The following is a 23,744-nucleotide window of genomic DNA, read 5'->3' on the forward strand; positions in this document are numbered from 1 at the left end:
TATGCACATTCATATCCGAAATGGTCGTCTGATCGATCCCGGCAGTGGAATGGATCGTACTGATGATCTGTATCTGGCTGAAGGCAAAATCGTGTCGATCGGTTCCCGGCCGGATGGTTTTCATGATGATCGTGAGATCGAGGCCGGTGGAATGATCGTATGTCCCGGTCTGGTTGATTTGTCAGCACGCTTGCGTGAGCCGGGACTTGAATATATGGCTACGCTGGAATCAGAGCTGGAAGCTGCGGTAGCAGGAGGGGTGACCAGTCTGGCATGTCCTCCTGATACAGATCCGCCATTGGATGAGCCGGGCCTGGTGGAGATGTTGAAGCATCGTGCCCGTAATCTCGATCAGGCGCGAGTGTATCCGGTGGGCGCGCTAACCCAGGGACTCAAGGGGGCGCGTTTGACTGAAATGGTCGAACTGCACGATGCCGGTTGTGTCGCATTTAGTCAGGTCGATGCGCCCATTGCCAATCTGCATGTGCTGATGCGAGCCATGCAGTACGCCGCCACGTTTGGTTTCAAGGTTTGGCTGCGTCCTCAGGATATACATCTGGCCAATCACGGTGTGGCCCATGAAGGTGAGATTGCCACCCGTCTTGGCTTACCGGCAATCCCGGTGTGTGCAGAGACGATTGCACTGGCCAGTATTCTGTCACTGATGAAGGAAACGGGTGCCAGCGTACATCTCTGCCGTATTTCCAGTGCAGAGGGAACTGCGCTGGTGCGGGCAGCCAAACGACAGGGACTGCCGCTGACCTGTGATGTTTCCATCAACCATGTGCATCTGACCGATATGGATATTGGTTTCTTTGATGCAAATTGCCATCTCATGCCGCCACTCAGAAGCCTGGCAGACCGGGATGCGTTGTGTGCCGGATTGATGGACGGAACGATCGACGCAATCTGTTCGGATCATGCGCCTGTAGATGAAGATGCCAAGTCGTTGCCATTTGCTCAGGCTGAAAGCGGTGCCACCGGGCTGGAGCTGCTGTTGCCTCTCACGCTGAAATGGGCGGTGGAAAATAGGTTGTCATTACCTGAAGCGCTGACGAGAATTACATTCCATCCTGCACGGATTCTGGGAATCGAGACCGGGCAGCTGGTAGCAGGTGCTGTGGCTGATTTGTGTATCTTTGATCCTGATGCAAACTGGGTCGTCAGTCACACCGAACTGAGAAGCCAAGGTAAAAATACGCCATTTCTCGGAATGGAATTATACGGGCGTACCCGATTCACCCTGATTGGTGGGCGTATCGTGTATGGTTGATAACAATTCCCGGGAAACACTGGTTTCGTCAAGATCATATTAAAATCCCGGGTTATTCGGCAGACCGGGTATTCTGAATATTCATCGATAACAAAAACTTTTTCTGAATTATTACTGATATGAAAAACCCGCTGTTAGATTTTTCCACGCTTCCTCGCTATGAGGAAATTCGGAACGAACACATCACGCCTGCCATGGACGAGTTGTTGCGCGACTGCCGTGCGGTAGTGAATAGAGTTAAAAATGCGACAGAATCTCCTGACTGGCAGGATTTTGTGCAGCCGGTGGTGGATGCGAATGAGCGTTTGTCGCGTGCGTGGGGGCAGATAGCGCATTTGAATGCGGTCATGAATAACCCGGAGCTGCGCGAAATCTATAACGCCAATCTGCCGCGTATTACGCAGTACTATGCCGAGTTGTCGCAGGATCCAGTATTGTTTGAGAAATTCCGGCAGTTGCGGGCAGATCCGGCATTCAATGATTTAAGTCAGGCACGCAGGAAAATTGTGGACAATCAGTTACGTGATTTTCACTTGGGAGGTGCCGAACTGCCGCTGGAAGATAAAGCCCGATTCATGCAGATTCAGGAAGAACTGTCGGCGTTGAGCTCAAAATTCAACGATAATCTGTTGGATGCAACCAACGCGTTTTCTTTGTTTATAGAAAACCGGGATGAACTTGCCGGAATTCCGGAGGATGTATTGCAGGTGGCGCGTGAAGCGGCAACCAAAGATACTTCGATTACTGTGCCGGGCTGGAAATTTACTCTGCATGCGCCTTCCTACCTGCCAGTCATGCAGTATGCGGATAACCGCGGTTTACGTGAACGGATGTATCGGGCATATGTGACACGGGCGAGTGAGCTTGAAGCTGTTCCGGAGCAGACTGTGAATCGTGACAACATGCCTTTGATCGAACAGATGCTACGTTTGCGCCAGGAGGAAGCAAGGCTGCTGAGTTACGATTGTTACGCACAGGTGTCACTGACTCCCAAGATGGCGGAAACGCCGCAGCAGGTGCTGGATTTTCTGAATGAGCTGGCAGCCAAAGCGAGACCTTACGCAGAAAGAGATCTGGCAGAGCTGCAGCAGTTTGCCGCTGATAAGCTGAAACTGGATCGACTCGAAATGTGGGATATTGCCTACGCCAGCGAGAAGCTGCGTATCGAGCGTTATGCTTTTTCTGAGCAGGAGGTCAAGCAATATTTCCCGGAGAACAAGGTATTGCCTGGCATGTTCCGACTGGTGGAGACTCTGTACGGCATACGTATCAGCGAAGCAGAGCCGGCACGTAACATTCAGTGCTGGCATCCGGATGTGAAATTTTTCGATATTGCTGACGCGAATGGTAATTTGCTGGGGCAGTTCTATCTGGATCTTTATGCCCGCCCCGGTAAGCGTGGCGGGGCTTGGATGGATGACGCGATCACCCGGCGGAAGATTGAGGTACCTGAAATCGGCCGTTCCGAAATCCAGGCGCCAGTTGCCTACCTTACTTGCAATTTTTCGGCACCCGTGACGATCGACGGCCAGTTGCGCCCGGCATTGTTCACGCATGATGAGGTAATTACGCTGTTTCATGAATTTGGTCATGGATTGCATCATTTGCTGACCCGGATGGATGAGCTGGGTGTTTCCGGTATCAACGGGGTCGAGTGGGATGCGGTTGAACTGCCCAGCCAGTTCATGGAAAACTTCTGCTGGGAGTGGGAAGTATTGCGTGGTATGACTGCGCATGTGGAAACCGGCAATCCGCTACCGCGCGCGTTATTCGATAAGATGCTCGCAGCCAAGAACTTCCAGAGCGGCCTTCAGACTTTGCGTCAGATTGAGTTTGCCTTGTTTGATATGCATTTGCACACGGATTTTGACCCGCAGGGCAGTGAAACCGTGTTACAGCGTCTGGATAAAATCCGCCAGCGGGTTGCCGTCATCATTCCACCCGCGTTCAACCGGTTTCCGGACAGCTTCGGACATATATTTGCTGGAGGTTATGCTGCCGGTTATTACAGTTATAAATGGGCGGAAGTATTGTCTGCCGATGCTTACAGCCTGTTCGAAGAGAATGGTGCCGGCCAGGTGGTCAGTGCAAAAACTGGAGAGCGTTTCTGGCATGAAATTCTTGCCGTAGGTGGTAGCCGCCCGGCACTTGAATCATTCATTGCATTTCGCGGACGCGAGCCAAAAATTGATGCGTTGCTGCGGCATCATGGTATGGCAGCCTGAGCAATGTATTTCTTGTCATCATCTGTTGAAGATCGTTAGTCTGCGGGATAGAGGATTGTTTACAGGCGATGAAAAAATATTCTGTCCTGATGATGGAAAATGGCACTTTCTCCACACGAACAGCGAGTGGTAATGAGGCGGTTCAGAGGAGTATTTTACCTTTACCGGGCGCAGAAGCCGGAACCGTTTCTGGAAAAGCTTTTGTATCTCGCGTATAATTGATTTTAGCGGTGCAGGGTCAATCTTGAGCCGCTTTTTTCTGTCCGTCTGCATCGTATTAAAAATTATTGGGGAGTTCTGTGTCTAACCGTCCGCGTGCTGTACTTGTTCTGGCTGATGGTACTGTTTTTCACGGAGATTCGATTGGTGCAGAAGGTATTACTATCGGTGAAGTGGCTTTCAATACGGCCATGACCGGTTACCAGGAAATTCTCACTGACCCTTCTTATTGCCGCCAGATCGTTACGCTGACTTATCCGCATATCGGTAATACCGGTGTGAATGACGAGGACATTGAATCAACTACGGCTTCCAGGATCATTCATGCGGCAGGGCTGGTGGTTCGTGATCTGTCACTCGTCACCAGCAGCTGGCGCAGTCGTCATACGTTACCGGATTTTCTCAAACAGCATGGTGTGCCGGCGATTGCCGGGGTCGATACACGCAAACTTACGCGTATTCTGAGAACGAAGGGCGCACAGGCAGGCTGTATCATGACCGGTCATATCGATGAAACCGAAGCATTGCGACAGGCGCAGGCATTTCCCGGTCTGACGGGAATGGATCTGGCGCGAGTGGTCAGTTGCAGTCAGCCATGGGAATTCAGTGAAGGCGCATGGTCACCAGAAACAGGCTATCAAGCTGCGGGCGAGAGCCGCTGCCGGGTTGCTGTGCTGGATTTTGGTGTCAAGCGTGCGATTCTGCGCAAGTTGGTCGAGCATGGTTGTCATGTTACCGTTTATCCCGCGCAGACACGGATTGATGAAATTCTTGCCGCCCGGCCTGATGGTGTGCTGCTTTCCAATGGTCCTGGAGATCCGGAAGCCTGTGATTATGCAATCGATATGGCACGTGCATTACTGGCAAGCAAAATCCCTGTGTTCGGTATCTGCCTGGGTCATCAGATAATTGCACTGGCGATTGGTGCCAGGACGATCAAGATGAAATTCGGGCACCATGGTGCCAATCATCCGGTATTGGATGTCGATAGTGGCCGGGTGATGATCACCAGCCAGAATCATGGATTTGCAGTGGATGTCGATACACTGCCTGCCAATGTGCGCGTCACCCATCATTCATTGTTTGATGGAAGTCTTCAGGGATTTGAATTGACGGATCATCCTGTTCTATGTTTTCAAGGACATCCTGAAGCCAGCCCGGGCCCGCAAGACGTTAATTATTTATTCAGTCGTTTCATCAGTCGGATAGTGAAAAACAAGCAGTCAGCCTGAGTCATCAGAACAACCTTCGTCATCATGCCAAAGCGTACCGACCTGAAATCTATCCTCATCATTGGCGCCGGGCCGATTGTCATCGGCCAGGCATGTGAATTCGATTATTCTGGTGTGCAGGCTTGCCGGGCACTGCGGGAGGAAGGTTATCGCGTCATTCTGATCAATTCCAATCCGGCGACGATCATGACCGACCCGGAGCTGACGGATGCCACCTATATAGAACCGATTACCTGGCAGGCAGTTGAAAAAATAATCGAGATCGAACGGCCGGATGCATTGCTGCCGACCATGGGTGGACAAACTGCACTCAATTGTGCCCTGGATCTGGTTCGGCATGGCGTACTGGAGAAATACGGTGTAGTGCTGATCGGCGCTTCCCGTGAGGCTATCGACAAGGCTGAGGACCGCGAGAAGTTCAAGCAGGCAATGACACGTATCGGCCTGCAATCAGCGCGTTCCGCCATGGCACACAGTATGGAAGAAGCAATGCAGGCTCAGGCAATGATCGGCTACCCGGCCATTATCCGGCCTTCTTTCACGCTCGGAGGCAGCGGAGGCGGGATTGCCTATAACCGGGAAGAGTTCATCGAGATCTGTGAGCGAGGCCTGGAAGCCTCACCTACCCGGGAGTTGTTGATCGAGGAATCGGTCATTGGCTGGAAAGAGTATGAGATGGAGGTTATCCGCGACAAACAGGATAATTGCATCATTGTCTGTGCCATCGAAAACGTCGACCCCATGGGAGTTCATACGGGAGATTCGATTACGGTTGCGCCTGCCCAGACGCTGACGGACAAGGAGTACCAGCGTATGCGTGATGCGTCGATCGCGGTACTGCGGGAAATCGGGGTGGAAACAGGCGGCTCCAACGTACAGTTTGCTATTAATCCCGAGAACGGGAACATGCTCGTGATCGAAATGAATCCACGGGTGTCACGTTCTTCTGCACTGGCTTCGAAAGCAACAGGCTTCCCGATTGCCAAGGTTGCTGCCAAACTGGCAATCGGTTATACGCTCAATGAACTGGGCAACGATATTGCGGGTGATATCATCCCGGCTTCGTTTGAGCCGACTATCGACTACGTCGTAACCAAAGTACCTCGCTTCGCATTCGAGAAATTCCCTCAGGCAAACGATCGTTTGACTACACAGATGAAATCAGTAGGCGAGGTCATGGCGATTGGACGCACCTTCCAGGAATCGCTGCAAAAGGCATTGCGCGGGCTGGAAAGCGGCGTGGATGGTCTGGACGAAAAGACCACGGATATCGAAATCATCAAGGCCGAGCTGGGTCATCCCGGGCCTGAGCGTTTGTGGTATATCGCTGATGCATTCCGTTGCAATATCCCTTTTGATGAAATTCACGCGCTTACTCGGATTGATTCATGGTTTCTGGTTCAGATTGAAGATCTGATCAGGCAGGAGCAAGCTCTTTCAGAGAGACGGCTGGAAATACTGGATCGGCGTGAGTTATACCATTTGAAACGTTGTGGTTTTTCAGATCAGCGTTTGGCTGCACTGCTTGGTACCAGTCAGGATAAGGTGCGCGCCAGACGGCATGAGCAGGGGGTGCGCCCGGTTTATAAGCGGGTGGATACCTGTGCAGCTGAATTTGATACGCATACGGCGTATATGTACTCGACTTATGAGGAAGAATGCGAGTCGCGTCCGACTGATAACAAGAAGATCATGGTGCTGGGAGGCGGGCCTAATCGCATCGGCCAGGGGATCGAATTCGATTACTGTTGTGTACATGCTGCTCTGGCGCTGCGTGAAGACGGGTATGAGACGATCATGGTCAACTGTAATCCTGAAACAGTCTCGACTGATTACGATGTTTCTGATCGATTGTACTTTGAACCCCTTACGCTCGAAGATGTTCTGGAAATTGCGGCCGTAGAGAAACCGGCCGGTGTTATCGTACAATACGGCGGGCAGACTCCGCTAAAGCTGGCGCGTGCGCTGGAGACCAATGGTGTGCCCATCATTGGCACCAGTCCGGATATGATCGATTGTGCCGAGGATCGTGAGCGTTTTCAGGCTATGCTGCAGGGGTTGGGCCTTAAACAACCTCCCAATTTTACGGCACGTACTGCAGAAGCAGCGTTGGCTGCAGCCGATAAAATCGGTTACCCGCTTGTCGTCAGACCAAGTTATGTGCTGGGTGGCCGTGCCATGGAAATTGTACATGAGGCGCGTGATCTGGAGCGCTATATCCAGGAAGCCGTGAAGGTGTCCAATGATTCTCCCGTGCTGCTGGATCATTACCTGAATAATGCAATCGAAGTGGACGTTGATGCCATTTCTGACGGGAAAGCCGTACTGATCGGCGGAATCATGGAGCATATCGAGCAGGCCGGGGTTCACTCCGGTGATTCCGCTTGTTCATTGCCTCCTTTTAGTCTTTCCGCTTCCTTGCAGGAGGAATTGCGTCGGCAGACCGGGGCCATGGCGTATGCGCTGAATGTTAACGGTTTGATGAATATTCAGTTCGCCATTCAGGATGACACTGTCTATGTACTGGAGGTTAATCCCAGAGCGTCGCGTACTGCCCCTTTCGTTTCCAAAGCAACCGGTTTGCAACTGGCTAAAATCGCAGCCCGCTGCATGGTAGGCCGGACACTGGCTGATCAAGGTGTCACCAAAGAAGTTTATCCTTCTCATTTTTCGGTAAAAGAGGCTGTTTTCCCGTTTGCTAAGTTCTCCGGTGTGGATACCATCCTTGGGCCGGAGATGAAATCAACCGGTGAGGTGATGGGAGTGGGTAAAAATTTCGCCGAAGCATTTGTCAAATCACAGCTTGCAGCAGGCGTTCAATTGCCGGTATCGGGTAATGTACTGATCAGTGTGAGAGACAGTGATAAACTGGAAGCCGTTTCAATCGCTATCAAGCTGGTTGAACTGGGGTTTTCACTTTATGCTACGCGTGGTACGGCTCGAACTCTGCAGCAGGCTGGATTGCCGGTTATTGCTGTGAATAAGGTGGCTGAAGGCCGGCCGCATATCGTGGATATGATCAAGAATGGAGAAATTGTCTTGATCATCAATACAGTTGCCAATAAACGTAGTGCTGTGCGTGATTCTTATTCGATCCGGCGTGTGGCTTTGCAGGCCAGGATTACTTATTACACAACCATTGCCGGTGCGCGTGCTGCCTGTGCCGGTATGGCCAGTCGCCAGGAATTGCAGGTTTACCGTTTGCAAAATCTTGCCATCTAGGCAACAATAATCTTCCCTCCCAAGCTTGATGAACTTCCAATCTGGAGAGATTGGTATTTGTTTACGAGCTCTTTTTAGCCAGACAGTCAACTATCGTGCATCATTCGAATGATGCGTTGAGTGTCTGTTGTTTGATGAATATTGCTTTATTGTTTTTCCATGGAAAGAGAAATCAAGTTATGAATGCCATTCCCATTACCCAAGCTGGTGCAGAGAAATTGCGCGCAGAGTTGCATGAGATGAAAACGGTCCATCGCCCTGCTGTCATTGCCGCCATTGCGGAAGCACGTTCCCACGGTGACCTGTCTGAGAATGCCGAATATGATGCTGCAAAAGAAAGGCAAGGGTTCATAGAGGGACGTATTGCAGAATTGGAGAGTAAACTGTCCAACGCACAGATAATCAATCCCGCAACGCTGAATGCAGATGGTGCGTGCGTATTCGGTGCCACTATCGATCTGATGGATCTGGGCAATAATACAACCGTGACTTATCAGATCGTAGGGGATGATGAAGCCGACATCAAACAGGGTAAAATTTCTATCAGTTCACCCATTGCCCGGGCATTGATTGGCAAATATGCGGGGGATATAGCTGAAGTTCAGGCACCTGGTGGTGTTCGAGAATACGAAATTCTGGATGTTAAATATATCTGAGAGCTAATTTTCCAGATTCTCCGAAATCAGGGTCGGAATGCCATTTCTGGCCCGAATTGCCGATTCCAGCGCTTCAGGGCTGATTCTGGTATTCCTTGTCATTCTTCCATCAGGATCTTTGGCTGTTTTTTCAAGGAATTCTGCAATTGCACTATGAACTTTTTGCTCATAGTCATAGGGTGTGGTGTCATCTTCTTCCAGTGGCGGGTGAAGTTCGATGAATAAAAGGTTTTCCTGCCACCCCAGCTTGACAGGCTGGTTGACGATTTGTACTGGTGTACCTGTAGGTACAAGATTGAACAGTTCTTCGATATCTTCAGGGTACAGACGCATGCAGCCGTGCGTGACACGCATGCCTACACCAAATGGCTTATTGGTACTGTGGATGAGATAGCCAGGCAGACCGAGATACAGCGCATATCGTCCAAGAGGGTTATCCGGGCCAGGCGGAACGACATCCGACAATGGAGGTTTACCCTCTGCTATTGCCTCAGCTTTGAGAGATTGGGGCGGTGTCCACGTCGGGTCTTTTTGTTTTCTGACAATGGTAGTTCTGCCTAGTGGTGTATTCCAATCCATTCTGCCGATACTGACAGGATGAGTAATGATCTCCGGCTTTTGTCCCTTTGCTGGTTTGGGAAAATAATAGAGCCGCATTTCCGGCAGATTGATGACAAGGCCGATTCGTTCAGCCTGCGGGATTATAAAACGCAGTGGCAATACAACCTCGGCTCCATCTTCAGGCAGCCAGCGGTTTGTATTGGGGTTGGCCAGCACCATTTCATCCTGGCCGATACCATAGTGGCGTGCCACATCAAGTAGCGTTTCTTCGCGGCTGGCGGTTACTGTTTGCATCTGGCCGAAGATATCAATGTCATCGGGCGGACGTACCCAACTCCCGGCATAAACATGGACCACTGCTGGTAATGTCGTAAACAGCAGTAATAAACTGATTCCAGGCTTTTGCTTATCTTTATGCCTCATTTCATATCGTGTTGTGAACAATTTATAATGCCGATGATTTTATCCGGCATGAAATTCAAAAGCTAATGATTTTAGCTTTTTACAGACGAAGTAGCAGTATTGTTGCGAGCAAGAATCATTATCGAAGGCTAATTGTGTTTGGTGTTTTTTTGTGATTGTTGCTATAAAACAACAGAAAGTAATGTTTTCTTGACAGTTAAGGGGCCCTCCTATAAGCTCGCAGCCCATATATACCATGGAATAGAGACTACGCATTTGTCGGAAGCGTAAGGTTCTCAGACTGTGAATTATTGGTTGATTGGTTGCTGCTTATATAAACAGGTTGAGTGATCACAGTATCCGTTCAGTCCATTCAGTAAATTGGCCAGAAAACATTTCTAGGGGAAGATTTTGAGTTCGACAATAGCCAAGTTGGGCGTTCCGCCAGTACAAAAAAGTAATTCCCTGTCTTCCAGAATAGATGTCGTTGTGCCAACGCCTACAGTTAATTCATCGCCTCAGAAAAGAGCGGATTTTACAACTTTGGTGGAGTCGCTCGAGTATGCTGCACAAGGGGAAACTGGGTACAATTTCTACGATTCGAGAGGTAATCTAAAATCTGTACTTGCATACAAAGACTTGTGTGCCAACTCGAAAATAATCGCAAGACGGTTATCCGGTCTTGGATTGGCGCGTAACAGTCGGGTTGCTCTGATTGCCGATACTACTCCGGAGTTCATCGAGCTGTTTTTTGCATGCCGGTTTGCAGGCCTTGTTCCATTTGCGATGCCGGTACCTGTAAATCTTGGCAGTCGTGCAATCTATGTACAGCAACTGAGAGGTATGCTTGAGAGCAGTAAGGCAAGCGTTGCAGTCGCCAATCTTGATTTCGTTGAATTTCTCAATGAGGCGGTTGGCAGTCTGGTAAGTAGCGAACTTAAATGGAGCGGTACACCTGAACAGCTTGATTTGCTGCCGGAAGCTGACGTAGTGTTTTCCCCCAATACACCAGATGAAACCGCCTATCTGCAATTTACTTCCGGCAGCACTCGTTTGCCAAGAGGGGTGGTCATTACCGAGCGAGCTTTGATGACCAACTTGCGCGGTATCGTTTGCAATGGTCTTGATGTTCGGCTGGGTGACCGATGCGCTTCATGGCTTCCTTTTTATCATGATATGGGCTTGGTTGGTCTGGTATTGGCCCCTTTGGCGGCCCAATTATCTGTAGATTATCTGGCAACCCGGGATTTTGCAGTCCGCCCCCTGCAGTGGCTTAAGTTAATCAGTCGTAATCGCTGCACTATTGCTTTCAGCCAACCATTTGGTCTCAAGTTATGTACGCTGCGTGCCCGTGAATCAGATTTGGCTGATCTGGATTTGAGCTGCTGGCGAGCGGCCGGTGTCGGTGCTGAGATGATCCGAATGGATACATTGAAAAGCTTTGCAGCTAAATTTGCTGCTGCGGGTTTCGATGAGCGTGCTTTTCTACCATGCTACGGGTTGGCTGAATCGACCCTTGCCGTCTCTTTCCCTGATATCAGCCGGGGAGCAAGGAGTTTGCGTGTGGATGCCAGAACCCTGATCGAGAAAAAGATTGCGGTGAGAGTCCAGGCAGAGGGTAGAAAATATAATGAATTCGTGAATTGTGGTCGCCCATTACCAGGCCATGAAGTCAGAATAGTCGATGACACGGATCATGAGGTCCCTCACATGACGGTGGGAAGTATTCTAGTCAGGGGGGGGAGTGTAATGAACGGGTATTTCAACAACGCAGAAGAGACCGCGAGAGCGATCAGACCGGATGGTTGGTTGGATACGGGTGATATTGGCTTTCTGTTCGAGGATGATTTGTATATTACAGGCCGGCGAACGGATGTCATTATCGTCAATGGTAGAAATATACGAGCTCAGGATGTGGAAGAGCTGGCTGAACAACAGCCGGAAGTAAGGGCACGTGAAGCTTCTGCATTTGGAATCAGTAATGAGGATGGTTCGACATCGGTTGTGCTGGTTGTTGAATGCAGACTCGCATCGGCAGTAGACCGGCAATCGCTTATCAATAGACTTCAGCAGATGGTATACATGGCATTCGGGGTAAGCTGTCTGGTTGAGTTAGTACCGCCGCATACATTGCCCCGGACATCTTCAGGAAAGTTGTCACGCTTTGCAGCACGTCAGGGATTCCTGCGGCGCGCAAATCTGGAACAGCCCACTGCAGCAACGACTATTCATACCGCTGGCTGATAACATAGTTTCCATCGGTAAGGCCAGATCTTCGCACGAGAAGGAGATGGAAGTTCCTTCTCATGTTCAGTACGCTTCATGTTTAGAACTGTCGCATTAACGGGCGCCACAGGGTTTATCGGCCGAGTTCTTATCGCCAAGCTGGCAGCGTCCGGATGGAAGGTTCGTGCGTTGGCCAGGCGAGTACCTTTCAGACAGGATCTTCCACTCGTAGAATGGATTTGTGGAGATATGAATTGTGACAGTGTATTGTGTGACCTCGTTTCTGGTACCGAAGCGGTTATACACTGTGCAGGAGCAATCAGAGGAAAATCCTGGGATGATTTTTCCCGAACCAACGTGACTGGAACAAGAAATATATTAAGAGCTGCTTCCGGAGCACCTTCCTGTTCAAGATTCCTATTTATTTCTTCGCTGGCCGCGCGTGAACCCCATCTCTCCTGGTATGCACGGAGTAAATTCGAGGCTGAGCAGCTGATCCCGGGATTCTCCGGACTGGCATCGACTGTATTCAGGCCGGCAGCGGTTTACGGTCTGGGTGACAAAGCGATGCAGCCATTTTTTCAGGCGATGCGCTATGGTATTCTCCCGGTGCCGGGAGATCCTGGTAACCGTTTCGGCCTGATACATGTGGACGATATGGTTGCTGCCATTCATAACTGGCTTGAGGCCGGGCAGCCTGTGAAGGGTACTTATGAAATAGATGATGGAACATCAGGAGGATATGACTATACGTCCATCGCTGCGCTTGCTGAACAAGCTTTGAGCAGGCCGGTGCATTGTCTCCAGATACCTTTGGGCGGTATACGTATGCTGGCCCGTTTTAATTTATGGCTGGCGCACCTCCTGAATTATGCTCCGATACTGACACCGGGCAAAGTGATGGAATTTCAGCATCCAGACTGGACGTGCGATATTTCTTCTCTGAAGAGAGAACTGGCTGGCTGGTCTCCGGTAACTAAACTGGAAACGGTGTTGCCCCTGCTTGTCAGAATGTAACGGATATTTATTCTTGAAGCATTCCAAATGTTCGTCGACAATATATTGCTTTCGCGGGTATCACTTCTGTTTTGATACCGGGTATTTTCATATTCCCTGATCCGGGAATGATTTGTCGATATGAACTGTTCAGGGATTGATCTCATGTCTGAAGTAACTCAAGAGCAAATTACAGCACTGCTTTGCCAGCGCCTGGCAAATTTTACGGAGATTGAAGCGGAAGTATCTCCGGAAACGAACCTCATCACGCATTTAGCGATTGATTCGGTCAAACTGTTGAATCTAGTGATGGAAATCGAGGATCAGTTTGATATATCCGTTCCACTGAACACACTCGTAGATGTTCTGACGGTACAGGACCTCGCCAATCTGATCTACAAAATAAAATCATTATCACAATGAGTCTGCTGGAAAAACTTGATGCAGCCGCAGCGGCAAGGAAAGCACAATTACCCGAAGGTATTGGGGCTTTTGGCATTCCTATAGAAGAATCCTACTCGGCAACCGAAGCAAGAATCGGCAAACGTCGTGTATTGATGCTGGGAACCAACAATTACCTCGGGCTCAGTTTCGCACCAGAATGCAGAGAAGCCGCTCATCAGGCCATTGATCAGGAAGGTACCGGTACCACCGGTTCGCGCATGGCCAATGGCAATTACTATGGTCATCGAGCACTGGAGCGTGAGTTTGCAGAATTTTATAAATATCGTGAATGTATTGTTTTTACAACAGGTTATCAGGCTAATTTAGGAACGATTTCTGGATTGGTAGGGGCGGGTGATGTCGTGCTGATCGACGGGGATGCCCATGCCAGTATTTATGATGGCTGTATTTTGAGTGGGGCGGATATCATTCGCTTCCGGCATAACGATCCGGCTGATCTTGAAAAACGGCTTCGTCGGTTGGGTGATCGCAGTCGAAATACACTGATCATTATCGAGGGTATTTACAGCATGCTAGGAGATCAGGCTCCTTTGGCTGAGATTGTGCAAATAAAAAATACCTATCAGAGCACTTTACTGCTCGATGAAGCTCATTCACTCGGTGTTCTGGGAGAAACCGGTCAGGGGTTAGTGGAGAAAACCGGGATGAATGATGAGATCGACTTCATAACTGGAACTTTCAGTAAGAGTTTATGTGGTATCGGTGGTTTTTGTGTCAGCAATCACCCTCAGCTTGACCAGCTCCGGTATGTAAGCCATCCCTATATATTCACTGCTTCTCCTTCACCGGCAACTATTGCTTCCACACGTGCTGCTTTGAAACTGTTGCAAGAGGGGCGTTTATTACGTGAACGTCTGTGGCAGAATGCTCATCGGCTTTATTCCAGCCTTGAAAAGAGCGGATATCGTCTCGGTCCGCAACCCGGCCCCATCGTGGCCATCTTGCTTGATAATCCCAAGCAGGCACTTACACTGTGGAATGGACTGATGGAGCACGATATTTATGTGAATCTGGTATTGCCCCCTGCTGCACCGGAAGGAAAGTCACTGGTGCGTTGTAGCATCAATGCAGCCCATACGACTGAACAGATTGATCAGGTGTGTGATGTTTTTTCTAAACTGCATCCTATCGTAGCGTAAGTGAGCAGATGTGGTTACCACTAGGCTTACGCTCATAAGAGTCGCTGGATGATAAAGGTTCTTACCTGTGATTGACTGGATTGTGCCAGATTGGCCTGCTCCTGCGAATGTTGACGCCATGTTTACTACCCGGAATATTGGGGCTGCTGAGAACAAGGGAATTTATGCCGGTCTGAATTTGGCAAGCCATGTCGATGATGATCCGCTGATTGTTCAACAAAACCGTAACCAACTGCGTCAATATCTGCCTGATCATCCTCGCTGGCTGACACAGGTCCATGGTTCACAGCCAGTCTGGGTGGATTCCAGTAATGAAACACTTGAACTTGAAGCCGATGCCGCGATGAGCCGTCGCCCTGGTGTGGTGTGTGCGGTTCTGGTGGCAGATTGTTTGCCGGTTTTATTGTGTGATATGGCTGGCAGTGTCGTGGGTGTTGCCCACGCGGGCTGGCGCGGACTGGCCGGAGGTGTTATCGAAAATACGGTCAGAGAGTTACGCAGGTTCAGTAGTAGCGATCGGATAATTGCATGGCTGGGCCCGGCAATCAGCTCACGGCACTTTGAAGTCGGAGACGAAGTGCGAGAGGTATTTACTCAGTACGATCACCGGGCAGCATGTGCGTTCTTGCCTGGCAAGAAGGCTGGAAAATGGTATGCAAATCTCTTTGATCTGGCGCGTCAGAGGCTATCTCATGCCGGGGTAAATCAGGTTTATGGTGGTGATTTATGTACGTTCAGCAATCCTGAACAATTTTATTCCTATCGCCGTGATGGAAAAACAGGAAGAATGGCCGGTTTATTATGGATGACGCAGCCTGCGGGTATGCAGTGACTGCGCCGTTAATGTTTGCCGGCTGAGTACGATAAATAATACTCCCTTCCCCATTGCCTTCCTTGATGTAATTCAGTTCAGCTGGAAATCGTTATTAGCCTCTTATCTTATCCTTTCCTGTCTGTACTGCGATCCGTAAGTAATCATGTGTGTAGTTTCTGTCTGTTTCTGATTATCCTGGGTACGTAACTTATGCCAGTATTAGCCTGGATCATTTTTGCCAGCCTAGCCAGTGGTTTACTGAGTATTGGACTGGCAGCACTATTTGCCCTGAATGTCCACAGTAATAAGTGGATTTCTGTATTAATTTCCTACGCGATCGGCGCACTTCTTGGTGCAGCATTTCTGAATGCATTGCCTGAGGCACTTGAGCTCACAGAGTCTCCCAAGCAACTGACGTTGATCCTGCTGCTTGGTATTCTTATTTTCTTTATTCTGGAAAAGCTTTTGTTATGGCGCCATTGTCATTTATCGGAATGTGAGGCGCATGAACCCGCTATACAGATAAAGTCATCAGATGTCCACGATCATGGTCGCAGTGGCATGATGATCGTGTTGGGTGACACCTTTCATAATTTTGTAGATGGTATCCTGATTGCAACGGCTTTTATGGCGGATATTCAACTCGGAATCGTTACGGCCATTGCCATTACTGCACACGAAATTCCGCAGGAGGCAGGAGATTTCATCATTTTGCTCAATTCGGGTTTTACCCGGGCGCGTGCCCTCTGGCTCAATCTGTTATCAGGTGCGGCGACACTGTTTGGCGGGTTGCTGGGTTATTTCATGCTATACCAGCTGGATCACATGATAGCGCCCATACTCGCTATTGCTGCGGCAAGCATGATATACGTAGCGATGTCCGATCTGATCCCCAGTCTGCATAAACGGCCGGAAATCAGAGCGACCATTCAGCAGGTCACACTCATCATCTTGGGAATCAGTACGATATGGCTGATAGGGTTGCTCTTTGGTCATAACCATTGAACCTGACAATCTCAGGTGAATATTGCCTGGTTCTTGCATCGGCTGGCGTTGGTTGTGGGTTGAAGTTGCCACGATATCCTGCAGCCACCCTGTAATAAAGTGTCCGCAATAAAACGCCATCGTGTCGATAGATGGAGCGAGAATGTATCTTTCCCAGATTGATTAACCTGTTCTCAAAATTTCCCGTTGCATTACTGGATTCCAATGCCTGCTGTTTCATCCCGATCAGTAGTATCGGTTGATCAGAAGGAGGTTCGACACGATTCCAGAAGCTGTACATGGCGGCGTGTTGACCAAACAGGTTGCGTGACCGGATATCCAGGGCAGGCGTGTCCTTATAAAATGCAAGTGCACTGGCGGTCGACCACTTGCTCATTCCGATCACGATTGGCATTTCTCCCGTTGTTTGCCTGATTTCATCAGCAATTTTCTCGACTTCTGCTGTAGCTTCTTTCCAGAAATAATGCTCGCTCAGGAACTGGTAAGGTAATCCTGGTATTCCCAGTGTGACGTAATGCAGGATGAAGGCATAAGTCAGTAATGACAGGACGATCATCGGTTGCCAGGCAGCACGAAGTCGCGCAGAGAGGCCCATGGGCACATCATTCTGGCCGATCATCCAGGCCATGGTAGGTATCAGTGCCAGCCAGAGGGGGCTGGTCCAGTGAAAACGCAGAGGATCGAAAGTGCTGATTGCCAGGAAAACCAGCAAGGGAGTCCCGGTGAATACGCTGATGAAGAGATATTTTCGGGGAGCCTGACGGTAACTCAGGGAAATGGATCGTAACGCAAATACAGCAGCAATCAGTCCAACCGGGGTAAGTACGGTTGCAATCTGGAGTATCAATAGATGTGTGGCAAACGTATGTTGTGTATTCCCGACTCTGCCAGTCTGGAACAGGAAGGAAGCCCAGTCATTTTCCATGTTCCAGATAATTACCGGACTGAACAGGATCAGTGCAATCAATATAGCGAGATAAGGGTGAGGACGGAGCAACCAACGGCGCGCAACAGGATCCAGGACAGCATAAATCAATGCGGCGATGCCAAGCAGACCAAGCGTATATTTGGATAAAATCCCCAGCCCGAAAGCAATGCCGACTCCAAGCCATGCCTGGCTCTGATTGGCAAGCAAGGCGCGTTCCATGTAATAGAGTGTGGCAGCCCAGGCTGCAATCAGTGGAGCATCCGGTGTCATTGCCAGCCCTGTTGCAAAACCGAATGGTACGATGGCAAACAGCAGTACCGAACGCATGGCAGTGGGTTTGTCGTAAAGGTTGCGCGCAAGTGCGAATACATAAGCCATTGCAATCAATCCGCACAGGAAAGCACCGATTCTGACTCCGAACTCATTATGGCCAGCCAGCGTGGTTCCCAGCCAGATCAACCAGGCAACCATCGGGGGGTGATCGAAAAAGCTCAGATCTATGTGTTGTGCATACTGCCAGTAATAGGCTTCATCAGGTATCAGTTGCGCTACATCCATGTAGGCCAGGCGTAACAGGATGACAAAACAGACAATCCCCACAGAGGCAACGCGCCACCGTGTGTCAGTGGAAACAGGGGGCTCTGTCCGAGGGAATACATAAAAAGCAGAGCCGAGGTAGTTCACCATTGCTGTTGTCAGGATGGCAGGGAAAATTGCCCATTCAGCAGATATACCCCAAGTATAGACCAGCCAGGCCAGGATAGCGCCTCTCAGAAGCAGTGCAAATACACCAACTGTCAGGAAACGGATGAATTGCTGCCAATGCAGATGACCCGCGTGATGCAGCCGGAACGACCATTTTGAATTTATGGTGTAGTTGAAGCTGGCGGCAGCAATGAAACTGGAAATATGTGCCGAAGCCAGGCTGGCTCCGTGCCCGGTCATCCACTGAAAAATCAGGACGTCGACGAAGACTCCCAGAAATCCGACAATGGCAAAGCGGCTGGCTGTGTGGAATGAGACGGTTCCTCCCGCCAGGGTGATGAGTTGCAGTAAATAAACAAGATGGTGGGTGAGGGAAAGTTTGGAATTGCCATGCAGCCGATCGCGGAAACTGATGGGTATTTCCTTTACACGCAACCGGCCTTGTCCGGTCATCAGCAATTCCAGCAGGATCTTGTAGCCGCGAGCATTTTTTGTGATGTTTCCGATCAATTCCCGCCGGAAAGCAAAAAAACCGGAAGTTGCATCATTTACATCGCAAATGATGCGTGCGAGCCAGCCACCGGCTCGTGACAGCCAGAGCCGGTAAAAGGGCCAGCCAACAGTATTGCCGCCAGCGATATACCGACTGCCGATGGTGATGTCATGGGTACCATCCAGTATCGGCTGGATCAGTGCGGCCAGTTTGTCCGGCGGGTGGCTCAGATCAGCATCCATGACGGCAATGATTTCATGCCTGGCGACCGCTGTTCCATCGAGAATGGAAGCGGTCAGATCAGGTTGTGTGTGTCTCTCGATCAGACGCACGTTATGCGTGTTTTGCCATTGTCTGACTTTGTCAGGCGTGCCGTCAGTAGAACCATCGTCCACGATAATGACTTCGAACTGGCTTCCCAGAGTATCAAGAGAAAAAATGCCTGATAACAGCGGATCGATATTTTCAGCTTCGTTCAGGGTGGGAATAATGAGTGAAAATGACATGTTAAGCTCAGGTTGCTCCCCGCAGCCCTGGTGATCAGGAACTGGGGCGTTTTCTCCAGGATGAACAGTGCATTGGCAGGAGGTTCGCTGTTAATGGACAGAATGCTTTATGGATGATTTCTGATATTTCAGGACGGCACGATTATGCTCTTCAAGTGTGGATGAGAAGTGGGAAGTTCCGTCACCTCTGGCAACAAAATAAAGTTCATCAGTAATTGCAGGATTAAAGGCTGCCCGGATGGAAGCCAGGCCTGGCATGGCAATGGGAGTGGGCGGCAGGCCGAAGCGAGTATAAGTATTATATTCATGGTCGGTTTGAAGATCGATCTTGCGCAGGTTTCCATCAAATTTGTTACCCATCCCGTAGATTACAGTCGGGTCAGTCTGGAGTTTCATATTGTGACGCAGACGGTTGATGAATACACCAGCAATCTGGGTGCGCTCATTATCTGCTCCGGTTTCTTTTTCTATGATCGAAGCCAGAATCAGGCCATCATACTGATCTTTTAACGGGAGAAATTCCTGTCGTGCAAGCCACACTGTTTCGAGGTGCTGCTGCATGGCCTGGTAGGCACGTTTCAGAATGGTCAGATCACTGCTGTTTCGGGTAAAGAAGTAAGTATCCGGGAAGAAAAGACCTTCAGCATGAGATTCTTTTGCTCCGATTGCGCGCAGTAATTCTGAGTCGTTGAGTTTGTCGGAGTCATGCCGGAGAGCAGGATGTTCGTCCAGAGCTTTTCTGAATTGAGAAAAGGTCCATCCTTCAAGAAAGGTGATCGCATATTGCCTGACCTTTCCACGGGTGAGATATTTCAGCAGGTCTAACGGTGACAGCTTCTCGGTAAGCTGATAATCCCCAGCCTTGAGTGATGCGTTGTATCCGGTGATATGGGCAAGCAATATGAAAGACCATTCATTGGAAAGGATACCTGCTTCGGCCAATTGTTCGGCAATACGGCGTAATCCACTTCCGGGCTCAATTGAAAATTCACTGGGTACTGCAGGGAGATTCAACGGAGTTGTAGCCAGTCGATAGAACCATACTGAAAACAGCGTACTGCCAACCAGAATGACAATAAGAACGAAACTGGTGAGTTTCAGAAAACGTGTTGATTTAGGCATGTCAGCACACTCGGATGTTCGCTCAACTGGTTATGCCTTTACACCCCGGAGAAAGCATAACCAGTCATCCCAATCTGGAATTCGATTATTTCCAAATAACATATTCCGAAAATTCCGGAAATGATATTCAGATTTTTCTGAAGACTAGTGTGCCATTAGTTCCGCCAAACCCGAACGAGTTCGACAGAGCTGCATCAATTTTCATTTCTCTGGCATTGTTGGGCACATAATCCAGATCGCATGCAGGATCCGGGTCATCGAGATTGATAGTGGGAGGGGCAATCTGGTGATAAACAGCCAAAGCAGAAAAAATTGCTTCTACACCTCCTGCAGCACCCAATAAATGCCCGGTCATCGATTTGGTGGAGCTGACTGCCAGATTTTTTGCATGTTCACCAAAGCAGCGCTTGACTGCAATCGTTTCTGCAATATCTCCTAATGGAGTCGATGTTCCGTGTGCATTGATGTAATGGAGCTCATCAGCGTGAATTTGCGCATCAGATAATGCATTTGTCATGCAACGGGCTGCGCCTTCTCCATCTTCACAGGGTGCAGTCATGTGATGAGCATCTGCACTCATACCGAATCCGGCCAGTTCCGCATAAATCTTTGCACCACGTTTTCTGGCATGCTCCATCTCTTCCAGAACGAGAATACCTGCTCCTTCTCCCAGAACGAATCCATCTCTTTTGAGATCCCATGGTCGACTTGCTGCCGCCGGGTCATCATTGTTCGATGACAAGGCACGTGCTGAAGCAAATCCACCGACAGCAAGTGGTGTAACACATGATTCCGTACCCCCACAGACCATGATATCAGCATCGCCATATTCGATCATTCTGGCAGAGCTACCTATACAGTGCGTGGCAGTTGTACAAGCAGTAACGATGGCAAGATTGGGCCCTTTGTACCCGAACATGATAGACAGATTACCGGCTACCATGTTGATGATGGTACTGGGGATGAAGAAGGGGGAGATTTTCCGGGGGCCGCCAGCATGATAGGCAGCATCGGTATTTTCAATCATGGGCAGGCCGCCGATCCCGGAGCCGATGTTCACACCAATACGATCTGCGTTGAACCCGCTTACATCACTGATGCCGGCATCTCTGATAGCCTGGATGGCAGCCGCCATTCCGTACTGGATAAATATATCCATACGGCGCGCTTCTTTGGCGGAGAGGTACTCTGTTATGTCGAATCCGTTGACTTCTCCTGCAATTTTCGAGGAAAAGTCTGATGCATCGAAGCGCGTGATTCGTGTAATACCGGATTTTCCGGCAATGACGTTTTCCCATGCTTCAGAAACCGTATTGCCGACGGGTGAAATTATGCCTAACCCGGTAATGGCTACTTTACGTTTGGACAAAACGACTCCAATGAATCATTGAAAAAACTGTTTTTACTGAGCTGCGTTGGCTGCTACGAAATCGATCGCTTCCTGAACCGTATTGATTTTTTCAGCTTGCTCATCAGGAATTTCGCATTCGAACTCTTCTTCGAGCGCCATGACCAGCTCAACAGTATCCAGTGAATCTGCACCCAGATCGCTGACAAAGGAAGATTCATTTTTGACATCTGATTCGTTGACGCCCAATTGCTCGGCTACGATTTTTTTGATGCGCTGCTCTATTTCAGTAATTTCCATTGATACACCCATCCTTTTCAGGTAAAGAAACTCTCACAAGTTTAACAAATTTCAAACTACCGGCAATACCTGCCCAGTTCTGCAAGTAAAGCACTTTTTGTTGCTGCAAAAAATATTGAACCTTTCCCGGTTTTGAGAGGGCCTGGATAAAAATGTCCATAACCCGCTCACTCCATATACATTCCGCCATTGACGTGAAGTGTGGCTCCAGTAATATAGTCTGCTGCCGGAGAAGCCAGAAAAACGACAGCCGCAGCGACATCTTCAGGGCGCCCGAATCTTCCGAGAGGGATATGCTGAATCAGTGATTGTTGTTGATCTGGCGAAAGAGAACGGGTCATATCGGTATCGATAAAGCCTGGAGCTACACAGTTCACAGTGATGTTTCTGCTGCCAATTTCTTTTGCGAGTGACTTGCTGAAACCGATCATCCCGGCCTTGGCCGCTGCATAGTTGGTTTGTCCAGGATTTCCGGTTGCGCCCACTACTGATGAGATATTGATGATCCGACCGCTGCGTGCTTTCATCATGGTGCGCAGTACGGCACGACTGAGACAGAACACGGATTTCAAATCGGTCTGGATAACGTTATCCCATTCATCATCCTTCATGCGGGCCAGCAGGTTGTCTCGTGTGATACCGGCGTTGTTGATCAGTATTGCAACATCTCCCAGTGATTGTTGTATGGTCTCAATACCACTCTTGATATGCTCGATGTTGCTGACATCCATGATCAGCCCCATCCCCGAAATGCGAGCTTCGCTGAGATACTGACTGATATGGCCGGCTCCAGTTTCGGAAGTGGCGGTTCCGATGACGGTAGCGCCATGCTTTCCCAGCTCAAGTGCGATAGCTTTGCCGATTCCACGGCTTGCGCCCGTTACCAGTGCGATTTTATGTTCCAGTAGCATCCGAGAATTTGTGAGTAATTGGAATGACTATTTCTGATGGTATATTGCCGACGTATTATTTCAACGTTTCTACCGTTTTGAGAAGTGAGCCGGAATCGGTCAGCGCGATATTTTCCAGATTCTTATCGATGCGCCGGTTCAGTCCGGACAGCACCTTACCCGGACCGCATTCCACGACATATTTTACATTCTGTGCCGCGATGGCCTGAATGGTCTCTGTCCAGCGAACCGGACGATAGAGCTGGCGCACAAGTATCTCACGAATGGAAGCGGTTTCAGAATGTTGCTGGACGTCAGCATTATGCAAAATAGGAATGCGGGGAGGTTGCAGCGCAATTTCTTCCAGTAGAAGAGCAAACTTTTCTGCTGCCGATTGCATGAGCGAGCAGTGTGAAGGAATACTCATTGGCAGTATGACCGCCAGCTTTGCTCCTTTTGATTTTGCGAGCACTACTGCTCGGGCAACTGCCTGGGAATGGCCGGCAATCACCACCTGGCCGGGCGCATTGAAATTTGCCGGTTCAAGCGATGTATCTGGCATCGCATTTATTACTTCGGTGCATACTGAAGAGACGATATCATCATCTAGTCCGACAATAGCTGCCATGCCTCCGGTTCCTTCGGGAACGGTTTCCTGCATGACTTTTGCACGATAACGAACCAGTTTCAGGGCATCAGTAAAAGTGAGTACTTCAGCTGCAACCAGCGCAGCGTATTCACCAAGACTGTGGCCGGCCAGATAATGCGGCTCAATTCCCCCTGCCTGTTGCCACGCCCGGTAAATGGATACATCTGCAGCCAGCATGACAGGCTGGGTATTGGTAGTGAGATTCAGACTGTCTTCAGGTCCGTTACTGACCAGCGACCATAGGTCCTGTTGCAGGATATCCGATGCCTCATTGAAAGTTCCACGTACCGATGGCAGCTCGGAATAGCTATTCATCATACCAACTGACTGAGATCCCTGTCCGGGAAAAACGAAAGCGGCTTTCATAT

19 protein-coding genes are annotated in these 23,744 nt (G+C 49.6%); 11 read left to right on the plus strand and 8 right to left on the minus strand.

Annotation, left to right across the window (positions count from 1 at the left end; all coding sequences use genetic code 11):
- Position 1: 1 nt before the first annotated feature.
- The 5 genes from HRU73_RS02035 to greA all read left to right on the plus strand — a co-directional run bounded on the left by HRU73_RS02035 (position 2) and on the right by greA (position 8,827).
- Positions 2 to 1,273, plus strand: coding sequence for a dihydroorotase (locus HRU73_RS02035; protein ID WP_287399240.1), 1,272 nt, complete (start codon positions 2 to 4; stop codon positions 1,271 to 1,273).
- A gap of 119 nt (positions 1,274 to 1,392) precedes the next feature.
- Positions 1,393 to 3,498 (plus strand): M3 family metallopeptidase, encoded by a 2,106-nt coding sequence (locus HRU73_RS02040; protein WP_287399242.1) that lies wholly within the window; start codon positions 1,393 to 1,395, stop codon positions 3,496 to 3,498.
- Positions 3,499 to 3,797: 299 nt separating this feature from the next.
- Entirely contained in the window at positions 3,798 to 4,949 is a 1,152-nt protein-coding gene (carA, locus tag HRU73_RS02045; RefSeq protein ID WP_011112219.1) for a glutamine-hydrolyzing carbamoyl-phosphate synthase small subunit, read from the plus strand.
- 24 nt (positions 4,950 to 4,973) lie between these two features.
- The gene (gene carB / locus HRU73_RS02050) at positions 4,974 to 8,171 is read left to right on the plus strand and encodes a carbamoyl-phosphate synthase large subunit (protein WP_287399244.1); all 3,198 of its coding nucleotides are present in this window, start codon (positions 4,974 to 4,976) and stop codon (positions 8,169 to 8,171) included.
- A 179-nt stretch (positions 8,172 to 8,350) separates the two neighbouring features.
- The gene (gene greA, locus HRU73_RS02055; protein WP_041356798.1) at positions 8,351 to 8,827 is read left to right on the plus strand and encodes a transcription elongation factor GreA; all 477 of its coding nucleotides are present in this window, start codon (positions 8,351 to 8,353) and stop codon (positions 8,825 to 8,827) included.
- A 3-nt stretch (positions 8,828 to 8,830) separates the two neighbouring features.
- Here the strand turns inward: greA and HRU73_RS02060 are convergent, their stop codons facing one another.
- Positions 8,831 to 9,811, minus strand: a complete 981-nt coding sequence (locus HRU73_RS02060) for a L,D-transpeptidase family protein (RefSeq protein ID WP_276678453.1) — start codon at positions 9,809 to 9,811, stop codon at positions 8,831 to 8,833.
- A 411-nt stretch (positions 9,812 to 10,222) separates the two neighbouring features.
- Here HRU73_RS02060 and HRU73_RS02065 point away from each other — a divergent pair, with 411 nt between their 5' ends.
- From HRU73_RS02065 to HRU73_RS02090, 6 genes are all read left to right on the plus strand, one after another.
- Complete coding sequence (locus tag HRU73_RS02065; RefSeq protein ID WP_234989031.1) at positions 10,223 to 12,034, plus strand: fatty acyl-AMP ligase; 1,812 nt, start codon at positions 10,223 to 10,225, stop codon at positions 12,032 to 12,034.
- Between the two features lie 78 nt (positions 12,035 to 12,112).
- Positions 12,113 to 13,033, plus strand: coding sequence for an NAD-dependent epimerase/dehydratase family protein (locus HRU73_RS02070; RefSeq protein ID WP_287399245.1), 921 nt, complete (start codon positions 12,113 to 12,115; stop codon positions 13,031 to 13,033).
- A 144-nt stretch (positions 13,034 to 13,177) separates the two neighbouring features.
- Positions 13,178 to 13,435, plus strand: a complete 258-nt coding sequence (locus HRU73_RS02075) for an acyl carrier protein (protein ID WP_287399247.1) — start codon at positions 13,178 to 13,180, stop codon at positions 13,433 to 13,435.
- Positions 13,432 to 14,616, plus strand: coding sequence for a serine palmitoyltransferase (gene spt, locus HRU73_RS02080; RefSeq protein WP_287399248.1), 1,185 nt, complete (start codon positions 13,432 to 13,434; stop codon positions 14,614 to 14,616). The genes HRU73_RS02075 and spt overlap by 4 nt, the downstream gene beginning before the upstream one ends.
- A gap of 67 nt (positions 14,617 to 14,683) precedes the next feature.
- On the plus strand, positions 14,684 to 15,448 hold the full coding sequence (pgeF, locus tag HRU73_RS02085; protein WP_287399249.1) for a peptidoglycan editing factor PgeF: 765 nt from the start codon (positions 14,684 to 14,686) through the stop codon (positions 15,446 to 15,448).
- Between the two features lie 192 nt (positions 15,449 to 15,640).
- The gene (locus HRU73_RS02090; RefSeq protein ID WP_276678443.1) at positions 15,641 to 16,435 is read left to right on the plus strand and encodes a ZIP family metal transporter; all 795 of its coding nucleotides are present in this window, start codon (positions 15,641 to 15,643) and stop codon (positions 16,433 to 16,435) included.
- Here HRU73_RS02090 and HRU73_RS02095 read toward each other — a convergent pair.
- From HRU73_RS02095 to fabD, 7 genes are all read right to left on the minus strand, one after another.
- A complete protein-coding gene (locus HRU73_RS02095) occupies positions 16,389 to 19,067 on the minus strand; it encodes a glycosyltransferase family 39 protein (RefSeq protein WP_287399250.1) in 2,679 nt (892 codons plus the stop codon). The genes HRU73_RS02090 and HRU73_RS02095 overlap by 47 nt on opposite strands.
- Before the next feature lie 90 nt (positions 19,068 to 19,157).
- A complete protein-coding gene (mltG, locus tag HRU73_RS02100; protein ID WP_287399251.1) occupies positions 19,158 to 20,189 on the minus strand; it encodes an endolytic transglycosylase MltG in 1,032 nt (343 codons plus the stop codon).
- Between the two features lie 127 nt (positions 20,190 to 20,316).
- Positions 20,317 to 21,558: a beta-ketoacyl-ACP synthase II gene (fabF, locus tag HRU73_RS02105; protein WP_276678440.1), complete on the minus strand. Its 1,242-nt coding sequence runs from the start codon at positions 21,556 to 21,558 to the stop codon at positions 20,317 to 20,319.
- A gap of 33 nt (positions 21,559 to 21,591) precedes the next feature.
- The gene (acpP, locus tag HRU73_RS02110; RefSeq protein ID WP_086935149.1) at positions 21,592 to 21,831 is read right to left on the minus strand and encodes an acyl carrier protein; all 240 of its coding nucleotides are present in this window, start codon (positions 21,829 to 21,831) and stop codon (positions 21,592 to 21,594) included.
- Complete coding sequence (locus HRU73_RS02115; protein ID WP_281870882.1) at positions 21,824 to 21,997, minus strand: hypothetical protein; 174 nt, start codon at positions 21,995 to 21,997, stop codon at positions 21,824 to 21,826. Before HRU73_RS02115 ends, acpP begins: the two co-directional genes overlap by 8 nt.
- 7 nt (positions 21,998 to 22,004) lie before the next feature.
- The gene (gene fabG / locus HRU73_RS02120) at positions 22,005 to 22,748 is read right to left on the minus strand and encodes a 3-oxoacyl-ACP reductase FabG (RefSeq protein ID WP_011112205.1); all 744 of its coding nucleotides are present in this window, start codon (positions 22,746 to 22,748) and stop codon (positions 22,005 to 22,007) included.
- Positions 22,749 to 22,803: 55 nt separating this feature from the next.
- Positions 22,804 to 23,742, minus strand: coding sequence for an ACP S-malonyltransferase (gene fabD / locus HRU73_RS02125; RefSeq protein WP_011112204.1), 939 nt, complete (start codon positions 23,740 to 23,742; stop codon positions 22,804 to 22,806).
- Positions 23,743 to 23,744: the final 2 nt, after the last annotated feature.

This window comes from Nitrosomonas sp. H1_AOB3 (genome assembly GCF_015709435.1).
In the GTDB taxonomy this organism is placed as follows: Bacteria; Pseudomonadota; Gammaproteobacteria; order Burkholderiales; family Nitrosomonadaceae; genus Nitrosomonas; species Nitrosomonas europaea.